This window comes from Amycolatopsis sp. AA4 (assembly GCF_002796545.1).
Lineage (GTDB): Bacteria > Actinomycetota > Actinomycetes > Mycobacteriales > Pseudonocardiaceae > Amycolatopsis.
Genome location: NZ_CP024894.1, coordinates 333,003 through 350,021, shown reverse-complemented (window position 1 = coordinate 350,021; position 17,019 = coordinate 333,003). Strand labels below are relative to the sequence as shown.

The 17,019-nt window shown below is 69.6% G+C and carries 19 protein-coding genes and 3 tRNA genes; 6 read left to right on the top strand and 16 right to left on the bottom strand.

Features of this window, described 5'->3' with window-relative positions:
• Positions 1-9 precede the first annotated feature (9 nt).
• The 3 genes from CU254_RS01760 to rplJ form a co-directional block, all read right to left on the bottom strand.
• Positions 10-1,188, bottom strand: coding sequence for an ABC transporter ATP-binding protein (locus tag CU254_RS01760; RefSeq protein ID WP_009072220.1), 1,179 nt, complete (start codon positions 1,186-1,188; stop codon positions 10-12).
• A gap of 459 nt (positions 1,189-1,647) precedes the next feature.
• Positions 1,648-2,040, bottom strand: a complete 393-nt coding sequence (gene rplL, locus CU254_RS01755) for a 50S ribosomal protein L7/L12 (protein WP_009072216.1) — start codon at positions 2,038-2,040, stop codon at positions 1,648-1,650.
• A 49-nt stretch (positions 2,041-2,089) separates the two neighbouring features.
• Positions 2,090-2,644 (bottom strand): 50S ribosomal protein L10, encoded by a 555-nt coding sequence (gene rplJ / locus CU254_RS01750; RefSeq protein WP_009072214.1) that lies wholly within the window; start codon positions 2,642-2,644, stop codon positions 2,090-2,092.
• A 321-nt stretch (positions 2,645-2,965) separates the two neighbouring features.
• Between rplJ and CU254_RS01745 the strand changes: the two genes are divergently transcribed.
• Positions 2,966-3,913 carry a hypothetical protein gene (locus tag CU254_RS01745; RefSeq protein ID WP_009072213.1) on the top strand — a complete coding sequence of 316 codons (948 nt, stop codon included), beginning with the start codon at positions 2,966-2,968 and terminating at the stop codon, positions 3,911-3,913.
• A gap of 3 nt (positions 3,914-3,916) precedes the next feature.
• On the opposite strand, the gene CU254_RS01740 is transcribed toward CU254_RS01745, so the two are convergent.
• The 7 genes from CU254_RS01740 to CU254_RS42855 form a co-directional block, all read right to left on the bottom strand.
• Positions 3,917-4,726 (bottom strand): alpha/beta fold hydrolase, encoded by an 810-nt coding sequence (locus tag CU254_RS01740; RefSeq protein ID WP_037712250.1) that lies wholly within the window; start codon positions 4,724-4,726, stop codon positions 3,917-3,919.
• A 69-nt stretch (positions 4,727-4,795) separates the two neighbouring features.
• On the bottom strand, positions 4,796-5,515 hold the full coding sequence (gene rplA / locus CU254_RS01735) for a 50S ribosomal protein L1 (protein WP_009072208.1): 720 nt from the start codon (positions 5,513-5,515) through the stop codon (positions 4,796-4,798).
• Between the two features lie 73 nt (positions 5,516-5,588).
• Positions 5,589-6,023 carry a 50S ribosomal protein L11 gene (rplK, locus tag CU254_RS01730; protein ID WP_009072206.1) on the bottom strand — a complete coding sequence of 145 codons (435 nt, stop codon included), beginning with the start codon at positions 6,021-6,023 and terminating at the stop codon, positions 5,589-5,591.
• 82 nt (positions 6,024-6,105) lie between these two features.
• The gene (gene nusG, locus CU254_RS01725; RefSeq protein WP_037712248.1) at positions 6,106-6,939 is read right to left on the bottom strand and encodes a transcription termination/antitermination protein NusG; all 834 of its coding nucleotides are present in this window, start codon (positions 6,937-6,939) and stop codon (positions 6,106-6,108) included.
• A gap of 74 nt (positions 6,940-7,013) precedes the next feature.
• Positions 7,014-7,448, bottom strand: coding sequence for a preprotein translocase subunit SecE (gene secE / locus CU254_RS01720; protein WP_158687981.1), 435 nt, complete (start codon positions 7,446-7,448; stop codon positions 7,014-7,016).
• 32 nt (positions 7,449-7,480) lie between these two features.
• Positions 7,481-7,553 (bottom strand) — tRNA-Trp (locus CU254_RS01715).
• Positions 7,554-7,798: 245 nt separating this feature from the next.
• Positions 7,799-7,975 (bottom strand): hypothetical protein, encoded by a 177-nt coding sequence (locus tag CU254_RS42855; protein ID WP_158687980.1) that lies wholly within the window; start codon positions 7,973-7,975, stop codon positions 7,799-7,801.
• 2 nt (positions 7,976-7,977) lie between these two features.
• Here CU254_RS42855 and CU254_RS01710 point away from each other — a divergent pair, with 2 nt between their 5' ends.
• Together CU254_RS01710 and CU254_RS01705 are read left to right on the top strand one after the other, a co-directional pair.
• Positions 7,978-8,880, top strand: a complete 903-nt coding sequence (locus CU254_RS01710; protein WP_037712246.1) for a TIGR03619 family F420-dependent LLM class oxidoreductase — start codon at positions 7,978-7,980, stop codon at positions 8,878-8,880.
• A 50-nt stretch (positions 8,881-8,930) separates the two neighbouring features.
• Positions 8,931-9,839: an SGNH/GDSL hydrolase family protein gene (locus CU254_RS01705; RefSeq protein WP_009072197.1), complete on the top strand. Its 909-nt coding sequence runs from the start codon at positions 8,931-8,933 to the stop codon at positions 9,837-9,839.
• Between the two features lie 78 nt (positions 9,840-9,917).
• Here CU254_RS01705 and CU254_RS01700 read toward each other — a convergent pair whose 3' ends face one another.
• The 6 genes from CU254_RS01700 to CU254_RS01675 form a co-directional block, all read right to left on the bottom strand.
• Positions 9,918-10,316 carry a MaoC family dehydratase gene (locus tag CU254_RS01700; protein ID WP_037712242.1) on the bottom strand — a complete coding sequence of 133 codons (399 nt, stop codon included), beginning with the start codon at positions 10,314-10,316 and terminating at the stop codon, positions 9,918-9,920.
• The gene (locus tag CU254_RS01695; protein WP_009072193.1) at positions 10,313-10,762 is read right to left on the bottom strand and encodes a MaoC family dehydratase N-terminal domain-containing protein; all 450 of its coding nucleotides are present in this window, start codon (positions 10,760-10,762) and stop codon (positions 10,313-10,315) included. Before CU254_RS01695 ends, CU254_RS01700 begins: the two co-directional genes overlap by 4 nt.
• Positions 10,763-10,886: 124 nt before the next feature.
• Positions 10,887-11,051: a 50S ribosomal protein L33 gene (gene rpmG, locus CU254_RS01690; protein WP_005152047.1), complete on the bottom strand. Its 165-nt coding sequence runs from the start codon at positions 11,049-11,051 to the stop codon at positions 10,887-10,889.
• A 49-nt stretch (positions 11,052-11,100) separates the two neighbouring features.
• A tRNA-Met gene (locus CU254_RS01685) sits at positions 11,101-11,173 on the bottom strand.
• Between the two features lie 164 nt (positions 11,174-11,337).
• Positions 11,338-11,410, bottom strand: a tRNA-Thr gene (locus CU254_RS01680).
• Positions 11,411-11,490: 80 nt separating this feature from the next.
• On the bottom strand, positions 11,491-14,112 hold the full coding sequence (locus CU254_RS01675; RefSeq protein WP_037712238.1) for a bifunctional diguanylate cyclase/phosphodiesterase: 2,622 nt from the start codon (positions 14,110-14,112) through the stop codon (positions 11,491-11,493).
• Between the two features lie 249 nt (positions 14,113-14,361).
• On the opposite strand from CU254_RS01675, the gene CU254_RS01670 reads away from it, so the two are divergent.
• From CU254_RS01670 to CU254_RS01660, 3 genes are read left to right on the top strand one after another with little or no spacing between them, the layout of a single operon-like run.
• Entirely contained in the window at positions 14,362-15,303 is a 942-nt protein-coding gene (locus CU254_RS01670; protein ID WP_037712236.1) for a GNAT family N-acetyltransferase, read from the top strand.
• A gap of 35 nt (positions 15,304-15,338) precedes the next feature.
• On the top strand, positions 15,339-16,187 hold the full coding sequence (locus CU254_RS01665) for an SAM-dependent methyltransferase (protein ID WP_009072182.1): 849 nt from the start codon (positions 15,339-15,341) through the stop codon (positions 16,185-16,187).
• Positions 16,184-17,008 carry an SAM-dependent methyltransferase gene (locus CU254_RS01660; protein WP_009072180.1) on the top strand — a complete coding sequence of 275 codons (825 nt, stop codon included), beginning with the start codon at positions 16,184-16,186 and terminating at the stop codon, positions 17,006-17,008. Before CU254_RS01665 ends, CU254_RS01660 begins: the two co-directional genes overlap by 4 nt.
• The last annotated feature ends 11 nt before the right edge of the window (positions 17,009-17,019 follow it).

Genomic DNA, 17,019 nt, shown 5'->3' with positions numbered 1-17,019 from the left:
TGCTGGTGGTCACGCGCCACCCTGCCCGTGCCGGGGCGACCGGCGGTCCGCGCCCGGAATGCGCGCGACCTGGTCGGCGGGAAGCTGTCCCTGGTGCTGGTTGGGCACCGGGCCCGGCGGGCTGACCGGGGGCAGCTGCTGGGTCTCCTCGGGGCCGCGCTGGTGGTGGAAGGCGCCGGGGTTGGGCCGCACGTTGTAGTGCCGCTGCTGCTCCGGGGTCAGGGATTCGATGATCCCCTCCTGCGCGCTCGGCGGGAGCGTGTGCAGGATCCGCATGACGCGGTCCATCCGCCGCTTCGCCCCGGCCCGCTCCGGAACTCCCGGGCTGACCTGCATCTGCGGCACGACGCCGCGCACGTCCTCGTTGAGCACGTCGCCGTGCCCGGCGGCGGCCTCGGCCTGCTCGCGGGCCATCTGGGCGCTGTCCTTCTCCTCGGACATGCCGATCGGGCCGAGCTTGCGGCCGTTGAGGAACTGCTCGACCACTGGCTCGTCGCTGGTCAGCAGCACCTCGCGCGGACCGAACATGACGAGTTCCTTGCGGAACAGCATGCCGAGGTTGTCCGGCACCGTGCGGGCGAGGTTGATGTTGTGCGACACGATCAGGAAGGTCGCGTCGATCTGGGCGTTGACGTCCAGGAAGAGCTGCGAGATGTAGGTCGTGCGGACCGGGTCGAGACCGGAGTCCGGCTCGTCGACCAGGATGATCTCCGGGTCGAGCACGAGCGCGCGGGCGAGGCCGGCGCGCTTGCGCATCCCGCCGGAGATCTCGCCGGGGAGCTTCTTGTCCGCGCCGGCGAGACCGGTGATCTCGAGCTTCTCGAGCACGATCCGGCGGATCTCGGTCTCGGACTTCTTCGTGTGCTCGCGCAGCGGGAAGGCCACGTTGTCGAAGAGGTTCATCGAGCCGAACAGCGCGCCGTCCTGGAACAGGACGCCGAAGAGCTTCCGGATCTCGTACAGCTTGTGCTCGGAGCAGGTGACGATGTCGACGCCGTTGATGACGCAGCGCCCGCGGTCCGGCTTGAGCAGGCCGATCATCGACTTCAGGAACACGGACTTGCCGGTTCCGGACGGGCCGAGCATCGCCGAGACCTCGCCGGGAGGCAGGGTCAGCGTCACGTCCCGCCAGATGGTCTGCTTTCCGAAGGACTTCGTCAGACCTTCGATGACCACCTCGGCACCCATCGCACCTCCAGGAGCTGTTCCGCGTCGTCGCGCACCGCCGCCCCGTCACCCGCTGGCAGCGGCGGAGCTCGCGCGGCGAACTCCGCTTCAACCAGGTGCAACGAGCTGAGCGCGAACAGGTTACTCACCAGTTTTGTTCTCTGGCCAGCCCCCGTGCACGCCTCACGCGACGGGGATCCAGTACGGCGACCGCTGGCAGCACGGTAGTGCACGTCACGTTCGGACGCAGAGCCAGATGGCCGCTTGTCGCTCACCCTGACGGGTTAACCGGCGGAAACGCGGCAAACAGGGGGTGAGCCGAGGTCGCCGGGAGCCCGGCTTGTTCGCCTGAACGAGGGTCCTTGGTGTCCGGTTCGGCGACGGTGCGTCTTTTTTGCCTCGGACAGCGAAAGGGGCGGACGCCCGTGTCGGGTGTCCGCCCCTTTCGAGGTGGTGCTGCAGGCGCTTGCGCGCCCGGGATCACTTGATGGTGATCTTGGCGCCGGCGGCCTCGAGCTTCTCCTTGGCGGCGTCGGCGGCCTCCTTGTCGACCTTCTCCAGGAGCGCCTTCGGAGCGGCCTCGACCAGCTCCTTGGCCTCCTTCAGGCCCAGACCGGAGACGACCTCGCGGACGACCTTGATGACCTGGATCTTCTTGTCGCCGGCCGAGTCGAGGATGACGTCGAACTCGTCCTGCTCGGCAGCGGCCTCGGCGCCACCGGCGGCGGCGCCCGGGGCGGCGGCCACGACGGCGGCCGGGGCGGCGGCGGTGACGTCGAAGACCTCTTCGAATTCCTTCACGAACTCGGACAGCTCAAGAAGGGTCAGCTCCTTGAAGGCGTCGATCAGCTCGGCGGTGCTCAGCTTCGCCATGATGGCTTCCTCTCAGAAAAACGAACGAGACGTTCGGGGGTGGGGTGGTTCAGCTCTCGGCGGGTGCTTCGGCTGCTTCGGTACCGGTGGCGTTGCGCTGCTTCTCCTCCAGCGCGGCAGCCAGGCGGGCCACCTGGGACGCCGGCGCCTGGAACAGCGCCGCGGCCTGGGAAAGCTTCGCCTTGAACGCGCCCGCCGCCTTGGAAAGCAGCACCTCGCGGCTGTCGAGATCGGCGATCTTGGTGATCTCGTCCACGGACAGCGACTTGCCGTCCATGTAGCCGCCCTTGATGACAAGCGCGTTGTTTTCCTTCGCGAAGTCGCGAAGGGCCTTCGCGGCGTCGACTGCCTCGCCGTGCACAAAAGCGATCGCGGTCGGGCCGACGAACAGGTCCTCGACGCCCTCGAGACCGGCGTCCTCAGCGGCACGCTTGACGAGGGTGTTCTTCGCGACCCGGTACTTGGCACTGGTGCCGAGAGCGCGGCGCAGCTGGGACAGCTGAGTCACGGAGAGGCCGGTGTACTCGGTAACGACGGTGGCCGAGCTGCTGCGGAAGCTCTCCGCGATCTCGGCGACGGCCGCCACCTTGTCGGGCTTCGCCATGGTCGCCTCCTCTCTTGGCTAGTGTCACCACTGGCTTCGGCGGAGGCGCCCCCGAACGACAAAAACGCCCACGCGCAGACAGACGCGGGGCGTTTGCCCAGCCTTGACGGCTGGGGTTAGGGCCTCGTTCCTCCTGCGCGGGCCGTCCGCCATACTGCGGAGCCTTCGCTCCCCGGGAATCCGGAGAGAACCAGCGGTCTTTGGTAGAACCGTCGACCAGCATACGGCAGGGGTTTCCGGGGTTTTCCGGCGCCCCCTCGCTGAGCTGCGAGAACCGGGGCAGTCTCGGGAAATCGCGGCGGAGCGGGCATCATTGGTGACGTGGCGGAACAGCGTGATCACGGAAAGCCGGAAGAAACCCCCTCTCCCGGTCCGGGTGGGTCCTCGGCGCAACCGCCCGCACTGCCGCAGCCGGGCGGGGGCGAGGTCGCGCCGCGCCCTCCCGCTCAACCGGCGGCTCCGAACCAGCCGCAGCTGGATCCGGAGCAGCTGCGGCAGTTCCAGGAATTCCAGCGGTTCCAGGAGTATCTGCGGTTCACCCAGGCCCAGCAGGGCGCCGAACCGGCCCCGGCTCCCGACGCGGGCCTGGTCCCGGCCGGAAACCGGCAGCCGCGACCGCTCGCGGGTGGCCAGCCTCCCGTGCCGCCGAACCAGCCGGGCGCGCTGACCGAGTACGAGGAACCGCCGAAGAACCGCCGCCCGGTGCCGCGCTGGGTGAAGCGGCTGGGCGGGAAGATCCTGGGCTGGGTGATCGCCCTGGTCATCCTCGGCATCCTGGTCAACTGGGGGTACCACCAGATCTTCCCCAGCGACGACGGGAAATCCTCAGCCCAGATCGCCGCCGAGGGCGGCGGGACCTATCACACGAACCACATCTTCTCGACCAATCCGAACGAGGCGGTGCGGTTCGTCTACCACAACATCGCCCAGGGCCGGGTCGCCGACGCCTGCGGGCGCTTCCGCGAGGACATCCAGGACAAGTTCGCCAAGGACACCACCGGTCAGCCGGACTGCAAGGTCGCGGTCGAGAAGCTCCACGCACAAGTGAAGAACGTCAACGACTACGCCGAATCGCTCCCGTCCTACGTCTCCGGCCCGACTCCCCCGCCGGTGGTGACGATCGATTCCTGTTCGTTCACCGTGAGCGGCGGCCCGGCGCTGGGCGTGTTCCAGGTGACCAAAGTGGACAAAGGCCAGTGGCTGATCACCGGCCACTCCTCCGGGCCGGAGAAATGCCCGCCGCCGACGGCGACCTCCACCCCGGGCTGACCGTCAGGCAGGCGAGCTGATCGGCAACCGGGTCTCCCCCGTGTCCGAGTACGCGAAGAAGTCCACCAGCGCCGCCGCGAAAGCCGGGTGTGCCACCGCTTCCATGTGGTTCCCCGGGACCCGCACCAACCGCGCTCCCGCGATCCCGGCGGCGAGGCGTTCCGGCTGCGTCGCCAGTTCGTCCGACTCCCCGGCCAGGATCAGCGTCGCCGCCGAAAGGTTCGTCAGCCGCATCGGTCCGTGCGGGGTCGCGTGCATGACCGCGGCCAGCGCTTCGACATCCGCGCCTGCCCTGCGGGCCAACCGACGGAACGGGCGCGCCGCCGAGGGCACCTCCGACCGGTCTTCGGCCAGCAGTCCGGCGGCGATCTGGCTCCGGTTGATCACCCGGGCGTCGACCCCGCCGAAGTCCACGATCCCCGCCCCGACGCCGCCGACCGCGAGGCAGCGGACTCGGCGGTCACGCGTAGCCACGAGCAGCGAGACGATCGCGCCCATCGAGTAGCCCGCCAGGCACACCTCGTCCAGGCCGAGTTCGTCGAACAGCGCGGTCAGGTCGGCGGCCATGATGTCCTCGCCGTAGGCCGCCGGGTCGTGCGGCTTCTCCGACGCGCCGTGCCCGCGCGCGTCCAGCGCGATCACCGTGAACCCCGCCTTGACCAGCGCGTCCACGACCCCGGGGTTGACCCAGTTCACCTGGGAGTCGGCGGCGAAACCGTGGTGCAGCACGACGGGCCGCCGGTGCCGTCCGTCGCCCTCCCAGACCGTGTAGCTCAGCTGGAGCCCGTCGGGGGCGAGGAACGTCGTTGGCATATGTCCATGAGACACGAAAAAAGGGTGGTCACGCACGAAGCGTGACCACCCTTTCGCGTGATGTGCGACTCAGACCGCGGCTTCCTCGGAAAGGAGGTTGCGGGTCCGCGCCGGGTCGACCGGGATGCCCGGGCCCATCGTCGTGGTGAAGGTGACCTTCTTGACGTAGCGGCCCTTCGCGGACGACGGCTTGGCGCGCAGGATCTCGTCCAGCGCGGCCGCGTAGTTCTCCACCAGCTTCTCGGTGTCGAACGACGCCTTGCCGATCACCAGGTGCAGGTTCGCCTGCTTGTCGACGCGGAAGTTGATCTTGCCGCCCTTGATGTCCTTCACGGCCTTCTCGACCGCGGGGGTCACCGTGCCGGTCTTCGGGTTCGGCATGAGGCCGCGCGGGCCGAGGATGCGGGCGATGCGGCCCACCTTGGCCATCTGGTCCGGCGTCGCGATCGCGGCGTCGAAGTCGAGCCAGCCACCCTGGATGCGCTCGATCAGTTCGTCGGTGCCGACCGCGTCCGCGCCGGCGGCTTCGGCCTCGGCGGCCTTGTCGCCGACGGCGAAGACGATGACGCGGGCGGTCTTACCGGTGCCGTGCGGCAGGTTCACGGTGCCGCGGACCATCTGGTCGGCCTTGCGCGGGTCGACCCCGAGACGCATCGCGACCTCGACGGTCGCGTCCATCTTCGTCTTGGAGGTCTCCTTCGCCAGCTTCACGGCCTCGAGCGGCGCGTACAGGCGCGCCTTGTCGATCAGCTCCGCGGCCTGGCGGTAGGCCTTGCTGTGCTTGGTCATGCTTCTGTCCTCAAATCAGTGGATCAGTGTGGTGGCGAGCCAGCACCTGGCTCTCCCACGGGTTGCTTTGAACTCAGCCCTCGACCGTGATGCCCATCGAACGGGCGGTGCCGGCGATGATCTTCGCGGCCTGGTCGATGTCGTGCGCGTTGAGGTCGGTCTCCTTGGTCTTCGCGATCTCGCGGACCTGGTCCCAGGTGACCTTGGCGACCTTGGTCTTGTGCGGCTCGCCGGAGCCCTTCTCCACGCCCGCGGCCTTGAGCAGCAGCTTGGCGGCCGGCGGCGTCTTCAGCTTGAAGTCGAACGACCGGTCTTCGTACACGGAGATCTCGACCGGGACGACGTCCCCGCGCTGCGACTCGGTCGCGGCGTTGTAGGCCTTGCAGAACTCCATGATGTTGACGCCGTGCTGACCCAGCGCCGGGCCGACCGGCGGCGCGGGGTTGGCCGCACCCGCCTTGATCTGCAGCTTGATGATCGCCGCAAGCTTCTTCTTCTTGGGTGGCATTACCTTGTGTCCTTCTTAACTGACGTGAGTCCCCCGCACACCTGCCAGTACGCGGGGACTGCCGACCGGGATGGCCCGGCCGTCAGATCTTGGAGACCTGGCTGAACGAGAGCTCGACCGGGGTCTCCCGGCCGAAGATCGACACCAGGACCTTCAGCTTCTGCCCGTCGACGTTGACCTCGGAGATCGTGGCGGGCAGCGTGGCGAACGGGCCGTCCATGACGGTGACCGACTCGCCGACCTCGAAATCGACCTCGACGGTGGGCGCGCCGGACGTGGCAGCCGCCGCGGACTCGCCGCCCTTGGCCGCCTTGGCCGGGGCTTCCTTCTCGACCTGCGGGGCGAGGAACTTCAGCACCTCGTCCACGGTCAGCGGCGACGGCCGCGAGGTGGCTCCGACGAACCCGGTGACGCCCGGGGTGTTGCGGACCGCGCTCCACGACTGGTCGTTGAGGTCCATCCGGACCAGGATGTAGCCGGGCAGCACCTTGCGCTGCACCTGCTTGCGCTGGCCGTTCTTGATCTCGGTGACCTCTTCGGTCGGGACCTCGATCTGGAAGATGTAGTCCTCGACGTCCAGGGTCTGGGTACGCGTCTCGAGGTTGGTCTTGACCTTGTTCTCGTAACCGGCGTACGAGTGCACGACGTACCACTCGCCCGGCGCGGCCTTGAGCTCGGCGCGCAGCGCGGCGACCGGGTCGTCCGCCTCGGGGGCGGGCTCGGTCACGTCGGCTTCGGCGTCGTCGTCGGTGTCGTCCGCGTCGTCGGCGGAGGCTTCTTCGGCGGCGACCTCGTCCTCGGCGACGGGCACCTCGACGGCCTCGGCGGACTCCTCGTCGCCGGGCGCCGCCTGCACCTGCTCGTCGGAAAGCTCGGTCAGGTCGCGACCGGCTTCGGTGCCGTTGTCGGAGGTCACGTTCCGTCCTCTCAGTTGATCGCTTGCCGGGCCGGACCGGGGCCCGGCCAGCGCGGTGGCGCGCCCGTCGGGCGTCAGCCGAAGACCAGCCCGACCAGCTCCTTGAAGCCGAGATCGAGACCGCTCACGAGGGCCACCATGAACACCACGAACACCAGAACGACCGCGGTGTAGGTGACCATCTGCTTGCGGTTGGGCCAGATGACCTTGCGCAGTTCGGCCCAGACCTCGCGGATGAACCGCGTGAACCGGGCGAACACCGAGGCCTTCTTGGGCTTCCGGTCCCGTTTGGGGGTGGGCGCGCCCTTGGCGTCGGCGGGCTTCGCGACCTTGTCGCCCGCCTTGCCGGACGGACGGGTCGAGCCCGGCCGTGCCTCGGACTTGCCTGCCGGCCGAGCGGAAGCGCGGCGTTCGCGCCGAGCCGCGGCGGACACCGGGCGGGATTCGACTCCGGGCTGCTTGCCCGAATCGCCCTGCTCGTGCTCGCCGCTGGCGTCGCTGTCGCTCACGACCACTCCTCCGCTCCACCAGTTCCCGTACGCAGGGGTGACAGGACTTGAACCTGCAACCTGCGGTTTTGGAGACCGCTGCTCTGCCAATTGAGCTACACCCCTGTGGAGCCGGGTCACCCTGGCTCCGGAGGACGCATTCCATCGTCCCCACCATCCGGCGGGGATGACCGTAGTGCGTTCCGAGTTCCGAAGTCTACGGCAAGCCGGATGTCGCCTTGCAACCCAGCCCCCTCGACGGCCCCGCGGCGGCTCGGAGGGGGTCGTTCCGGGGCCTTCGGGCGGCATCCCGGAACGCGCGGCGAAGATCACCCGATCGTGCGAACATAGGCCCGTGCCCCGTTATCCGATTAATCGTAAAGCCGCAGGCGACCGCCGCCCCGCCCGGTTTCGCGGCCGCTCCGGATCACCGGCACGGCAAGCGAAATCGCTTCCGCCCTGGCGATTTTCCCCGTCGGGAAGCCAAGATCGGCGCGCTGGAAGATGATCTTCGTTGACCCGCAAGCGAAACTCTGATCAAGGAGCATCGGTGACCACATTCCGGCTCGGGCTCGCTTTGCCGCAGTACGGCAAGCTCGCCGACCCCTCCGCCATCGCCGGCTTCGCCACCGAAGCCGAGCGGCTGGGCTTCGCCTCGCTGTGGGTCGGAGACCGGGTGTTGACCCCGGTCGCCCCGAAGACCTATTACCCGTCCGGTACACCCGAACAGCCGTACCCGCCGGAGTTCGTCCGCTTCGTCGATCCGCTGCTGGCGCTCACCATCGCGGCGAATTCGACGGAGACCGCGCGGCTGGGGTCGAGCACCCTCAACGGCCCGCTCTACTCGCCGGTGCTCCTGGCGCGTTCCCTTACGTCGCTGGACCTGCTGTCCGGCGGCAGGCTCGACGTCGGCCTCGGGCTCAGCTGGCTCCGCGACGAGTACACCGCCGCCGGCGTGCCGTGGGAGCACCGCGGCGCACGGCTGGCCGAACTGGTCAAGGTGCTGCGGACGCTCTGGACCGCGGACCCGGCCGGGCACCACAGCGAGCGCTGGGACATCCCGGATTCGCTGATCGGCCTGCGTCCGCTGCAGCAGCCCGGTCCGCCGGTGCTGCTCGGCGGGGCGTCGGACGCGGCACTGCGGCGCGTCGGCCGGATCGCCGACGGCTGGCTGCCCGCCGGGCTCCCTATCCCGCTGCTGCGGCAGAAGTGGGAGATCGTCGTCGAATCCGCGGAGAAGGCGGGCCGGGATCCGGAGTCGCTGCGCCGGGTGCTGCGGATCAACCCGACGCCGGGCTCGAAGACGTCGACCGTCGAGGATGTGGCGGCCCTGCTGAAGGCCGCCGAGGCCGACGGAATCACCGAAGCGCTGGTCGATCTGCACTACGTGGCCGAAACCGTTCCGCACGCGCTGGAACTGGCCGGCGAACTCCACTCCGCTGTCTTCGCGTGATCACCCGTAAGCGGGTCGTCGGCGACGGGCCGGACCGGTAGAACGGTCGGGTGGGGGCAAACAAGAGCGGTGGCTGCGGGTTGCTCGTCCTCGTCGTCGTGGGGGCGCTGCTGGCCGTCGGGTACTACAAGTCGAAGCACGATTCGTCGTCCGCGCCGCCGTCCGGCGCGGACACCGGCGGCGGCAGCGGCCGGTACGTCGCGCTCGGCGACTCGTACACGTCGGCTCCGCGCACCGGGAAACAGGCGGGCTCGCCGGGCGGCTGCGCGCGGTCGGACAACAACTATCCGCACCTGGTGTCGGCGAAGCTGAAGCCGGCGAAGTTCGTGGACGTCAGCTGCAGCGGCGCGACGACGGAGGACTTGACCGACGCGCAGTCGACGCGCAACGGCTCGAACCCGCCGCAGTTCGATTCGGTCACCGCGGACACGACGCTCGTCACCTTGGGCATCGGCGGCAATGATGTGGGGTTCATCTCACTGGCGCAGACCTGCGTGACCGCCCACCAGAGCGCGTCGCCGTGCAAGGACCGGCTCACCGCGGGCGGCAAGGACGAACTGGCCGACCGGATCAGCGCGACCGCGAAGAAGGTCGGCACCGCGCTCGACCAGATCCACAAGAAGGCCCCGAAGGCGCGGGTGGTGGTCGTCGGCTACCCGACGGTCCTCCCCGACGGCGACGGCTGCTGGCCGGTGCTGCCGCTGGGCTCCGGCGACGTGGCGTACCTGCGGGACGCACTCGGCAAGCTCAACGACGCGCTTTCGGACCAGGCCAAATCGCACGACGCCGGGTTCGCCGACACCGCCGAGCCGAGCAAGGGCCACGACGTCTGCGCGAATTCGGACGTCAAGTGGGTCGAAGGCTTGGTCCCGACGTCCTCGGCCGCGGCCCTGCACCCGAACGCGCGGGGCGAGGCCGGGATGGCTGGCGTGGTGGAGTCGGTGCTCGGGGTGCACTGAGGCCGCCGAGGTCCGTGAAGGGCTCCTTGCGGGAATCTGATTCCCTCAAGGAGCCCTTCACGGACCTTTGCCGGGGGGTCAGGGGCGGACGAGGGCCTGCGGCTTGCCCAGCACGGTTTTGCCCTCGAACTTCACCGTCAGGTCGATCCGGGCGAGGCCCTCGTCGGTCAGGGCGGCGACCTTGCCGGTCACCTCGACCAGTGCGCCCTCGTCGTTGTCCGGCACCACGACCGGGCGGGTGAAGCGCGTGCTGAAGTCCACGAGGCGGGCCGGGTCGCCGAGCCAGTCGGTGACGATGCGGCCGGACAGGGCCATCGTGAGCATGCCGTGCGCGATCACGTCCGGGAGGCCGACCTTGGTCGCGAAGTTCTCGTTCCAGTGGATCGGGTTGAAATCGAGCGAAGCGCCGGCGTAGCGGACCAGCTGCGCGCGGGTGATGCGGACCTCCAGCGGAGGCAGTTCGTCGCCGACGTTCACGCTTCCGCCCCCCGAACCACGAGCTGCGCCCGCGTCGTGCACACGAGTTTGCCGTCCGCGTCGGTGATTTCCGCGCGGAGGTTGATGAAGTCGTTGCCCGCTCGCGCCATGATCGACTCGATCGTGGCCGAGATTTCCAGCTCGTCGCCGGCGTGCACCGGGCGTTCGTAGCGGAAGCCCTGGTCGCCGTGGACCATCCGGGAGTAGTCGAGGCCGAGCGCCGGGTCGGTCACGATGCCGTTGATCTTCGGCAGGTTGAGGATGGTGAGGAAGGTGGGCGGCGCGAGCACGTCCGGGTGACCGGCCGCGCGGGCCGCCTCCGGGTCCCGGTACACCGGGTTCGGGTCGTCGATCGCGTCGGCGAACTCGCGGATCTTCTCCCGGCTCACGTAGTACTTGCTGTCCGACGGGTACTCCCGCCCGGTGAACGACTGGTCCAAAGGCACGCGAAGAGGCTAACCGAACCCGGGCGCCGTCCCGCGCGGGTGCCGAAACTGGCCAGTAGACAGCGAAAAGCCGCCCCGGCGAGTGCCGGGACGGCTTTTCGAAGCTGGTAAAAGACCGCCTGCGTCAGCGGGTCTCTTTGTGAGTCCGGTGCGTACCGCAGTTCGGGCAGAACTTCTTCATCTCCAGGCGATCCGGGTTGTTGCGCCGGTTCTTCTTGGTGATGTAGTTGCGGTGCTTGCACTCCTCGCACGCCAGCGTGATCTTGGGTCGCACGTCGGTGGCAGCCACAGCGTTTCCTTCTCTCTCAGATCCGGGGGCCAGCCCCGTCGTTACCGCGTAGCGGTGGCCGGACTTGAACCGGCGACACAGCGATTATGAGCCGCTTGCTCTGCCAACTGAGCTACACCGCCCTACGTGACACCCACCCCGCCGCGACCCGTCAAGCCGGACTTAACCCCGGCCGGGGGTCCAGGGGGCTAGCCCCCTGGCGGAGGTCTGGGGGTTCGACCCCCAGATGGACGCCGCGAAGCGAGCCACGTCTGCGTTTTCCGCAGACATAGCTCGCCTACTCGCGAGCCCCTTTACGGAATCGAACCGTAGACCTTCTCCTTACCATGGAGACGCTCTGCCGACTGAGCTAAAGGGGCCTTGCCTCTCGCGAGGACTTGGAAAGATTAGCAAGGGGGTTCACCCGGCTGTGCAACCGGGGTCGGTTAACCGCAAAACCTCAGGTCAGCAGGGTCAGCACGGTCTCCGAGTGCCGTCCCGGCGAGCGCGCCGTGCGGGCCTGCAGCCACGCCTCCAGCCGGTCCTCCGGCAGCGGCCGCGAGATCAGATAACCCTGGGCGACGTCACATCCCATCGCCTCGAGCTGATCGCGCGCCACGTCCTCCTCGACGCCTTCCGCGACGACCGTCAGGCCCAGCGAGTGCCCGAGTTCGACAATCGACCGCACCACCGCGAGGTCGCCGAGATCCGTGCCCATGCCGAGCACGAAGCTCTTGTCGATCTTGACCTGGTCGACCGGCAGCTGGCGCAGGTACGCGAGCGACGAATAACCGGTGCCGAAGTCGTCCACCGCCAGCACGATGCCCAGCGAATGCAGCTCGCGCAGGATCGGGAGCGCCTTCTGCGGGTCGGACATCACGCCGGACTCGGTCAGTTCGAACGTCAGCAGCTCCGGCGGCACGTCGAAGCGCTCCAGTTCGTGCTGGACCTTCGCCGGGAAGTCGTCGTCGGACAGGTTGCGCACCGACAGGTTGACCGCCGCGGAGATCCGCAGGCCCTCGTCGAGCCACTTCCGCACGCGCTTCAGCGATTGCTCCAGCACGAACGACGTCAGCACGCCGATCAGGCCGGCCGCCTCGATCGCGGGCACGAACTCGTCCGGGCCGAGCCTGCCGAATTCCGGGTGCACCCAGCGCACGAGCGCCTCGACGCCCTGGACCTGCCGGTTCGGCAGCGTCACCTTCGGCTGGTAGTGCACGGAGACGTGGCCGTCTTCCAGCGACTGCCGGAACTGGGTGACCATCTGGAACCGGCGCAGGAAGATCTGGCCCATGCTCGGCACGTAGCCGCGCACTTCCTCGCCGCCGCGGGTGGCGCGGACGGCGACGTCGGCGCGCTGCAGCAGGCCGTCGACGTCGACCTCGCCGGCGTCGTCCGCGGAGCTGGCGTAGCCGATCATCGCGTTGGCCTCGACGGAAAGCCGGTCCACCGGATACGGCTCGGACAGCTGCACGCGAAGTCGTTCGGCGGCCCGATGCGCGTCGTCGACCGTGCAGTCCACCAGCAGCGCGGCGAAGGACGCGCCTTCGAGCCGGGCGAGCGGGACGTCCGGGCCGAGCGCGCCGCGGATGCGCGTGCCCGCGGCGATGACCATCCGGTCCGCCCACGAGTAGCCGAGCGCGTCGCTGACCGTGGAGAAGACGTCGAGGTCGATCCGCAGCACCACGACCTCCGCGGATTCGCGCAGCGGATCCCGGGAGACCTGCTGGAATCCCGGCCGGTTCAGGTGCCCGGTGAGCGGGTCGTGGTAGGCGTCGTGGCGGAGCGTGGCGAGCAGCCGCCGGTTGTCGAGCGACGTCGCGAGGTGGCTGGCCATCGTGCCGAGCAGCTGGACGTCGTACTTGCCGAAGCCGCGCCAGCGCGAGAGCCGGTCGTGCGCTTCGACGACGCCGAGCAGCTGGTTCGCGCTGCGCAACGGCACCACGAGCGCTTCCTGCGCGCTGCGTTCCAGCAGCGCCGCACGGACGTCCGGGTTGGCCTCGGTGATGCGGAAGTGCCGGACGTGTGCGCCGGGCAGCCGCAGCAGCGGGTCGTCGTGGGCTGGGTCGGCGGGCGGCAGTTCGTTGCCCGCGACCACGACGCGCATCGGGTCGTCGGCCTCGAGCCGCAGCCGGAGCACGACGCGTCCGGCGGCGAGCTGGTCCTTGATCCGTTCGGCGATCGTGGCCCATTCGCGCACGTCGACGCCGCCGACCAGTTCCTCGGCGCGGCTCGCCGGACGAGCCGCGGCCTGCTGACCGGACCGCGCGACCATCAGGCTGACGTCGGACAGCGCTTCCATGTCCCGCTGTTCGCGAAGCAGATCGGAGTACGCCCAGTACAGCGCGGTCAGGCCGAGGAACACCGCCAGCACCAGCGGCCAGGCCTGCGGGGTGCTCGCGATGACGAGGTAACCGGTGAGGCCGACCGACGCGTTGACGAAGCCGACCACGAGGATGCGGCCGGTCAGCCGGATCGCGGTGCTCACGCGCATCCGGCGGCGCAGCACGCGCACGGCGGCCAGCGCGAGCAGCGTGCTGACCAGCGGCGCGGTGAGCGTGCCGGCGAGCGCGGCGACCCACGGCATGGTCGGCCCGCCGCCCATGGCCAGGTGCACCACTCCGGCGACGGCGAACGCACCGGTGATTTCGAGCAGGAACGCGCCCGCGTTGTAGAGGACCCGGCCGGCGACCCGGCGGGCCAGCAGCGTGCCGATGCCCGCCACGAGATGCGCGGCGAGCACCACTTCGAACGGGGCGACGAAGAAACCGATTACCAGCGGAATCTCGGTGAATGAGATGGTCCACGAAATGCCGCTGCGGACGTCGACGTTGATGCCGAGCTGTTCGGCGAGCAGGAACGCGACCGCGAGCACCGGGCCGATCCACCACAGCTTGGCCGAACCGTGGAACGGCAGCCACGCGCCGACGGCGAGGGCCGCGAGCAGGCCGAGGCCCAGCACGAAGAAGGTGTAAACCCGGAAGCGGCTCTCGTCCGTGCGGCCTTCGGCCGGTGCGGAGCCAGCACCTCCCGAGCCCATCGCCTCCGGCGCGGTACCGGGATGGGCGTTGCTGTCCGGCATCCGACCTTCCTTCCCGGCTGCCCGGTCGCGCTCGTCCGTGACGTCAGGTGTGGGCGAGGGCGCCACCTTACCCCGTAGGGCGTACCGGCGTCCCTTTCGAGACAGTAGGAGATCACCCCAGGGTTAACAATGGGCGTTCTTCTCTGACCTGCGTGGACCAAGGAGTGAAACTCCCGGTTCACCCCGGAACCCCCGGGCCGGGGAGTGTTCTGGGGGTCTTTTCCGGCCCGGTCGGCGGACAATGGCGGCATGCACAACGACGTGACAGCCACCGGCCATGCGGCGCGCATCGCCACGGTGGACGCGCTGCTTCCCGCGCCGCTCCCCTTCGAGGTCGGAGGGGATTCCGTCCTGCTTTCCGCCGAGGTCGGCGACACCACCGCGGCGGGTCTGAGCACCTGCACCGGACTCGGTCCGGACAGCCCCCGTTCGATGTGGCGGGCGCTGGTCGAGCACCGGCTGGAGGTCCAGCTCGCCGGTCCCGATCCGGCCGCCGGACTCGACGCCCTGCTCACTCGATGGGATGAACACCTGCGGTCCCTCGCCCGAGTGGGGGATACGGAGTGCGCCGCGGTGCTCTCCCGGCCCAGCCGCGACACCGCCGGGGCCACCGAACTCCTCCGGCACGGCTTCGCTCCGGTCGGCGTGCTCGCGGTCCGCCCGGCCCAGCGCATGGCCGCCGGACCCGACACGACGCCGGGCGTCTGCATCCGGCACGCGACCCCGGACGACCTCTCCACCGCGGTCGCGCTGCAGCTCGAACTGCAGCGGTACGACGCGCAGTTCGGCCGGATCACGCTCCGGCCCGGCGTCGAGGAGCTGATCACCAAGGAACTGCTGCACCACCTCGAACGGCCCGAGCCGCAGGTGTGGATCGCGGAGCTGTACGGCCAGCCGCTCGGCATGGTCGTGCTGCAGATGCCCGACGAGACCGGCTGGATCCGGCACCGGGTAGCCGCTTCCCGCGTGGGTTACCTCTCGTCGCTGGCGGTTTCCGAGGCCGCCCGGTCGTCCGGCGTCGGCACCGCGCTGGCCGCCCACGCGCACCAGGTCTTCGACGAGGCGGGCGCGGATGTCGTGCTGCTGCACCACGCCGTGGCGAACCCCCGGTCGACGCCGTTCTGGTACGCGCAGGGCTACCGCCCGCTGTGGACCGGCTGGCAACGCCGGCCCGCCGTGCGTTCTCGCTAGTCTGGCGTTCGCCAGGCCATCCGAGGGGAGTCCCAGTGACCGAAAAGCCCGACGCCGCACCGAAAGCGCCGGAAGGCGTCGATGTCGAGAAACCTTCGGCCGCGCGGGTCTACGACTGGTACCTGGGCGGCAAGCAGAACTGGGCGGTGGACCGGGAATTCGGCCGCAAGGTCGAGAAGATGTGGTCGCTCGCCCGGCCCGGCGCGAAGCAGAACCGCGAGTTCATGAACCGCGTGGTGCGCGCCGCGCTGGACGCGGGCATCCGGCAGTTCCTCGACCTGGGTTCCGGGGTGCCGACCGCGGGCAACGTGCACGAGGTGGTCGAGGCCGCGCTGGGCGACGACGACGAGGCCACCGTGGTGTACGTCGACTACGAGCCGGTGGCCGTGGCGCACGCGACGCTGATCCTCGAAGACGAGGCGGCCACCGACTGGGCCGGCATCGTGCAGGCCGACCTGCGCGATCCCCGGGCCGTGCTGAACCACCCGCGCACCCGCGAGCTGATCGACTTCGACAAGCCGGTGTGCGTGATGCTGATGGCGGTGCTGCACTTCGTCGGCCCGGACGACGATCCGGACGGCATCGTGCGCGCCTACCGGGACAAGCTCGTGTCGGGCAGCTGGCTGGCGATCTCGCAGATGAGCGAGGGCGACGGCAGCGGTCCGGCACTGGAGGGGCTGCGCTGGTTCGTCGAGCAGTACCGCAAGACGAGCAACCCGATGTGGCTGCGCGACCGCGACGAGATCGAGCCGTTCTTCGGCGGCTGGCCGCTGCTGGAGCCGGGGATCACGCATCTGCCGGACTGGCGGCCGGAGCGCGAGCTGAACGCGGTCGAGGCGGAGGCCCGGCCGTTCGCCTGGTGCGCGGTGGCGCGCAAGCCGTGACCGCCCCCGACGCACCGGAGGGCGTGGACGTCGACAAGCCGTCCGCCGCCCGGATCTACGACTGGTACCTCGGCGGCACCCAGAACTGGGCGGTGGACCGGGAATTCGGCCGCCGCGCCGAGAAGGTGTGGCCGCTGATCCGGCCGATGTCGCGGGAGAACCGGGCGTTCATGAACCGGGTCGTGCGCGCCGCGCTCGACGCGGGGATCCGGCAGTTCGTCGACCTCGGGTCGGGCGTGCCGACGGCGGGCAACGTGCACGAGATCGTGCGCGACCACCTGCCCGCGAGGGTCGTGTACGTCGACTACGAGCCGGTCGCGGCGGCGCACTCGCGAGTGATCCTCGAAGGCGAGGACGCGACCGACTGGGCCGGGATCGTCGAACGCGACATCCGCGATCCGGAGGCGATCTTCGCCGACGAGATCACCCAGGAGCTGATCGACTGGTCCCAGCCGGTGTGCCTGCTGATGATCACCGTGCTGCACTTCCTCGGCCCCGGCGACCGGCCGGACGAGCTGGTCGCCGCCTACCGCGACCAGCTCGCGCCCGGCTCGTGGCTGGCCGTCACGCACGCCACCTGCCGGGACGACGCACCACCGGCTCGGGCCGCCGAGGTCCGCCGGTTCGTGGACGCGTACCAGGACACGTCGAATCCGGCGTACCTGCGCTCGGCCGACGAAATCCGGCCGTGGTTCGGCGGCTGGCCGCTGCTGGAGCCGGGGATGAGCGCGCTGCCGGACTGGCGGCCGGACGAGCCGGTGACGGAGTTCGCCGCCGAGGTCCGGCCGTTCGCATGGGGCGCCGTCGCGGTCAAGCCCTGACTTCTCTCCCA

Bases quoted from the DNA above. Each gene is read 5' to 3' on its own strand.
- rplK (WP_009072206.1), bottom strand. From the start codon at position 6,023: ATGCCACCCAAGAAGAAGAAGCTTGCGGCGATCATCAAGCTGCAGATC.
- CU254_RS01670 (WP_037712236.1), top strand. From the start codon at position 14,362: ATGCACAACGACGTGACAGCCACCGGCCATGCGGCGCGCATCGCCACG.
- CU254_RS42855 (WP_158687980.1), bottom strand. From the start codon at position 7,975: ATGCTCCTTGATCAGAGTTTCGCTTGCGGGTCAACGAAGATCATCTTC.
- CU254_RS01740 (WP_037712250.1), bottom strand. From the start codon at position 4,726: ATGCCAACGACGTTCCTCGCCCCCGACGGGCTCCAGCTGAGCTACACG.
- rplJ (WP_009072214.1), bottom strand. From the start codon at position 2,644: ATGGCGAAGCCCGACAAGGTGGCGGCCGTCGCCGAGATCGCGGAGAGC.
- rplA (WP_009072208.1), bottom strand. From the start codon at position 5,515: ATGACCAAGCACAGCAAGGCCTACCGCCAGGCCGCGGAGCTGATCGAC.
- rplL (WP_009072216.1), bottom strand. From the start codon at position 2,040: ATGGCGAAGCTGAGCACCGCCGAGCTGATCGACGCCTTCAAGGAGCTG.
- CU254_RS01760 (WP_009072220.1), bottom strand. From the start codon at position 1,188: ATGGGTGCCGAGGTGGTCATCGAAGGTCTGACGAAGTCCTTCGGAAAG.
- CU254_RS01675 (WP_037712238.1), bottom strand. From the start codon at position 14,112: ATGCCGGACAGCAACGCCCATCCCGGTACCGCGCCGGAGGCGATGGGC.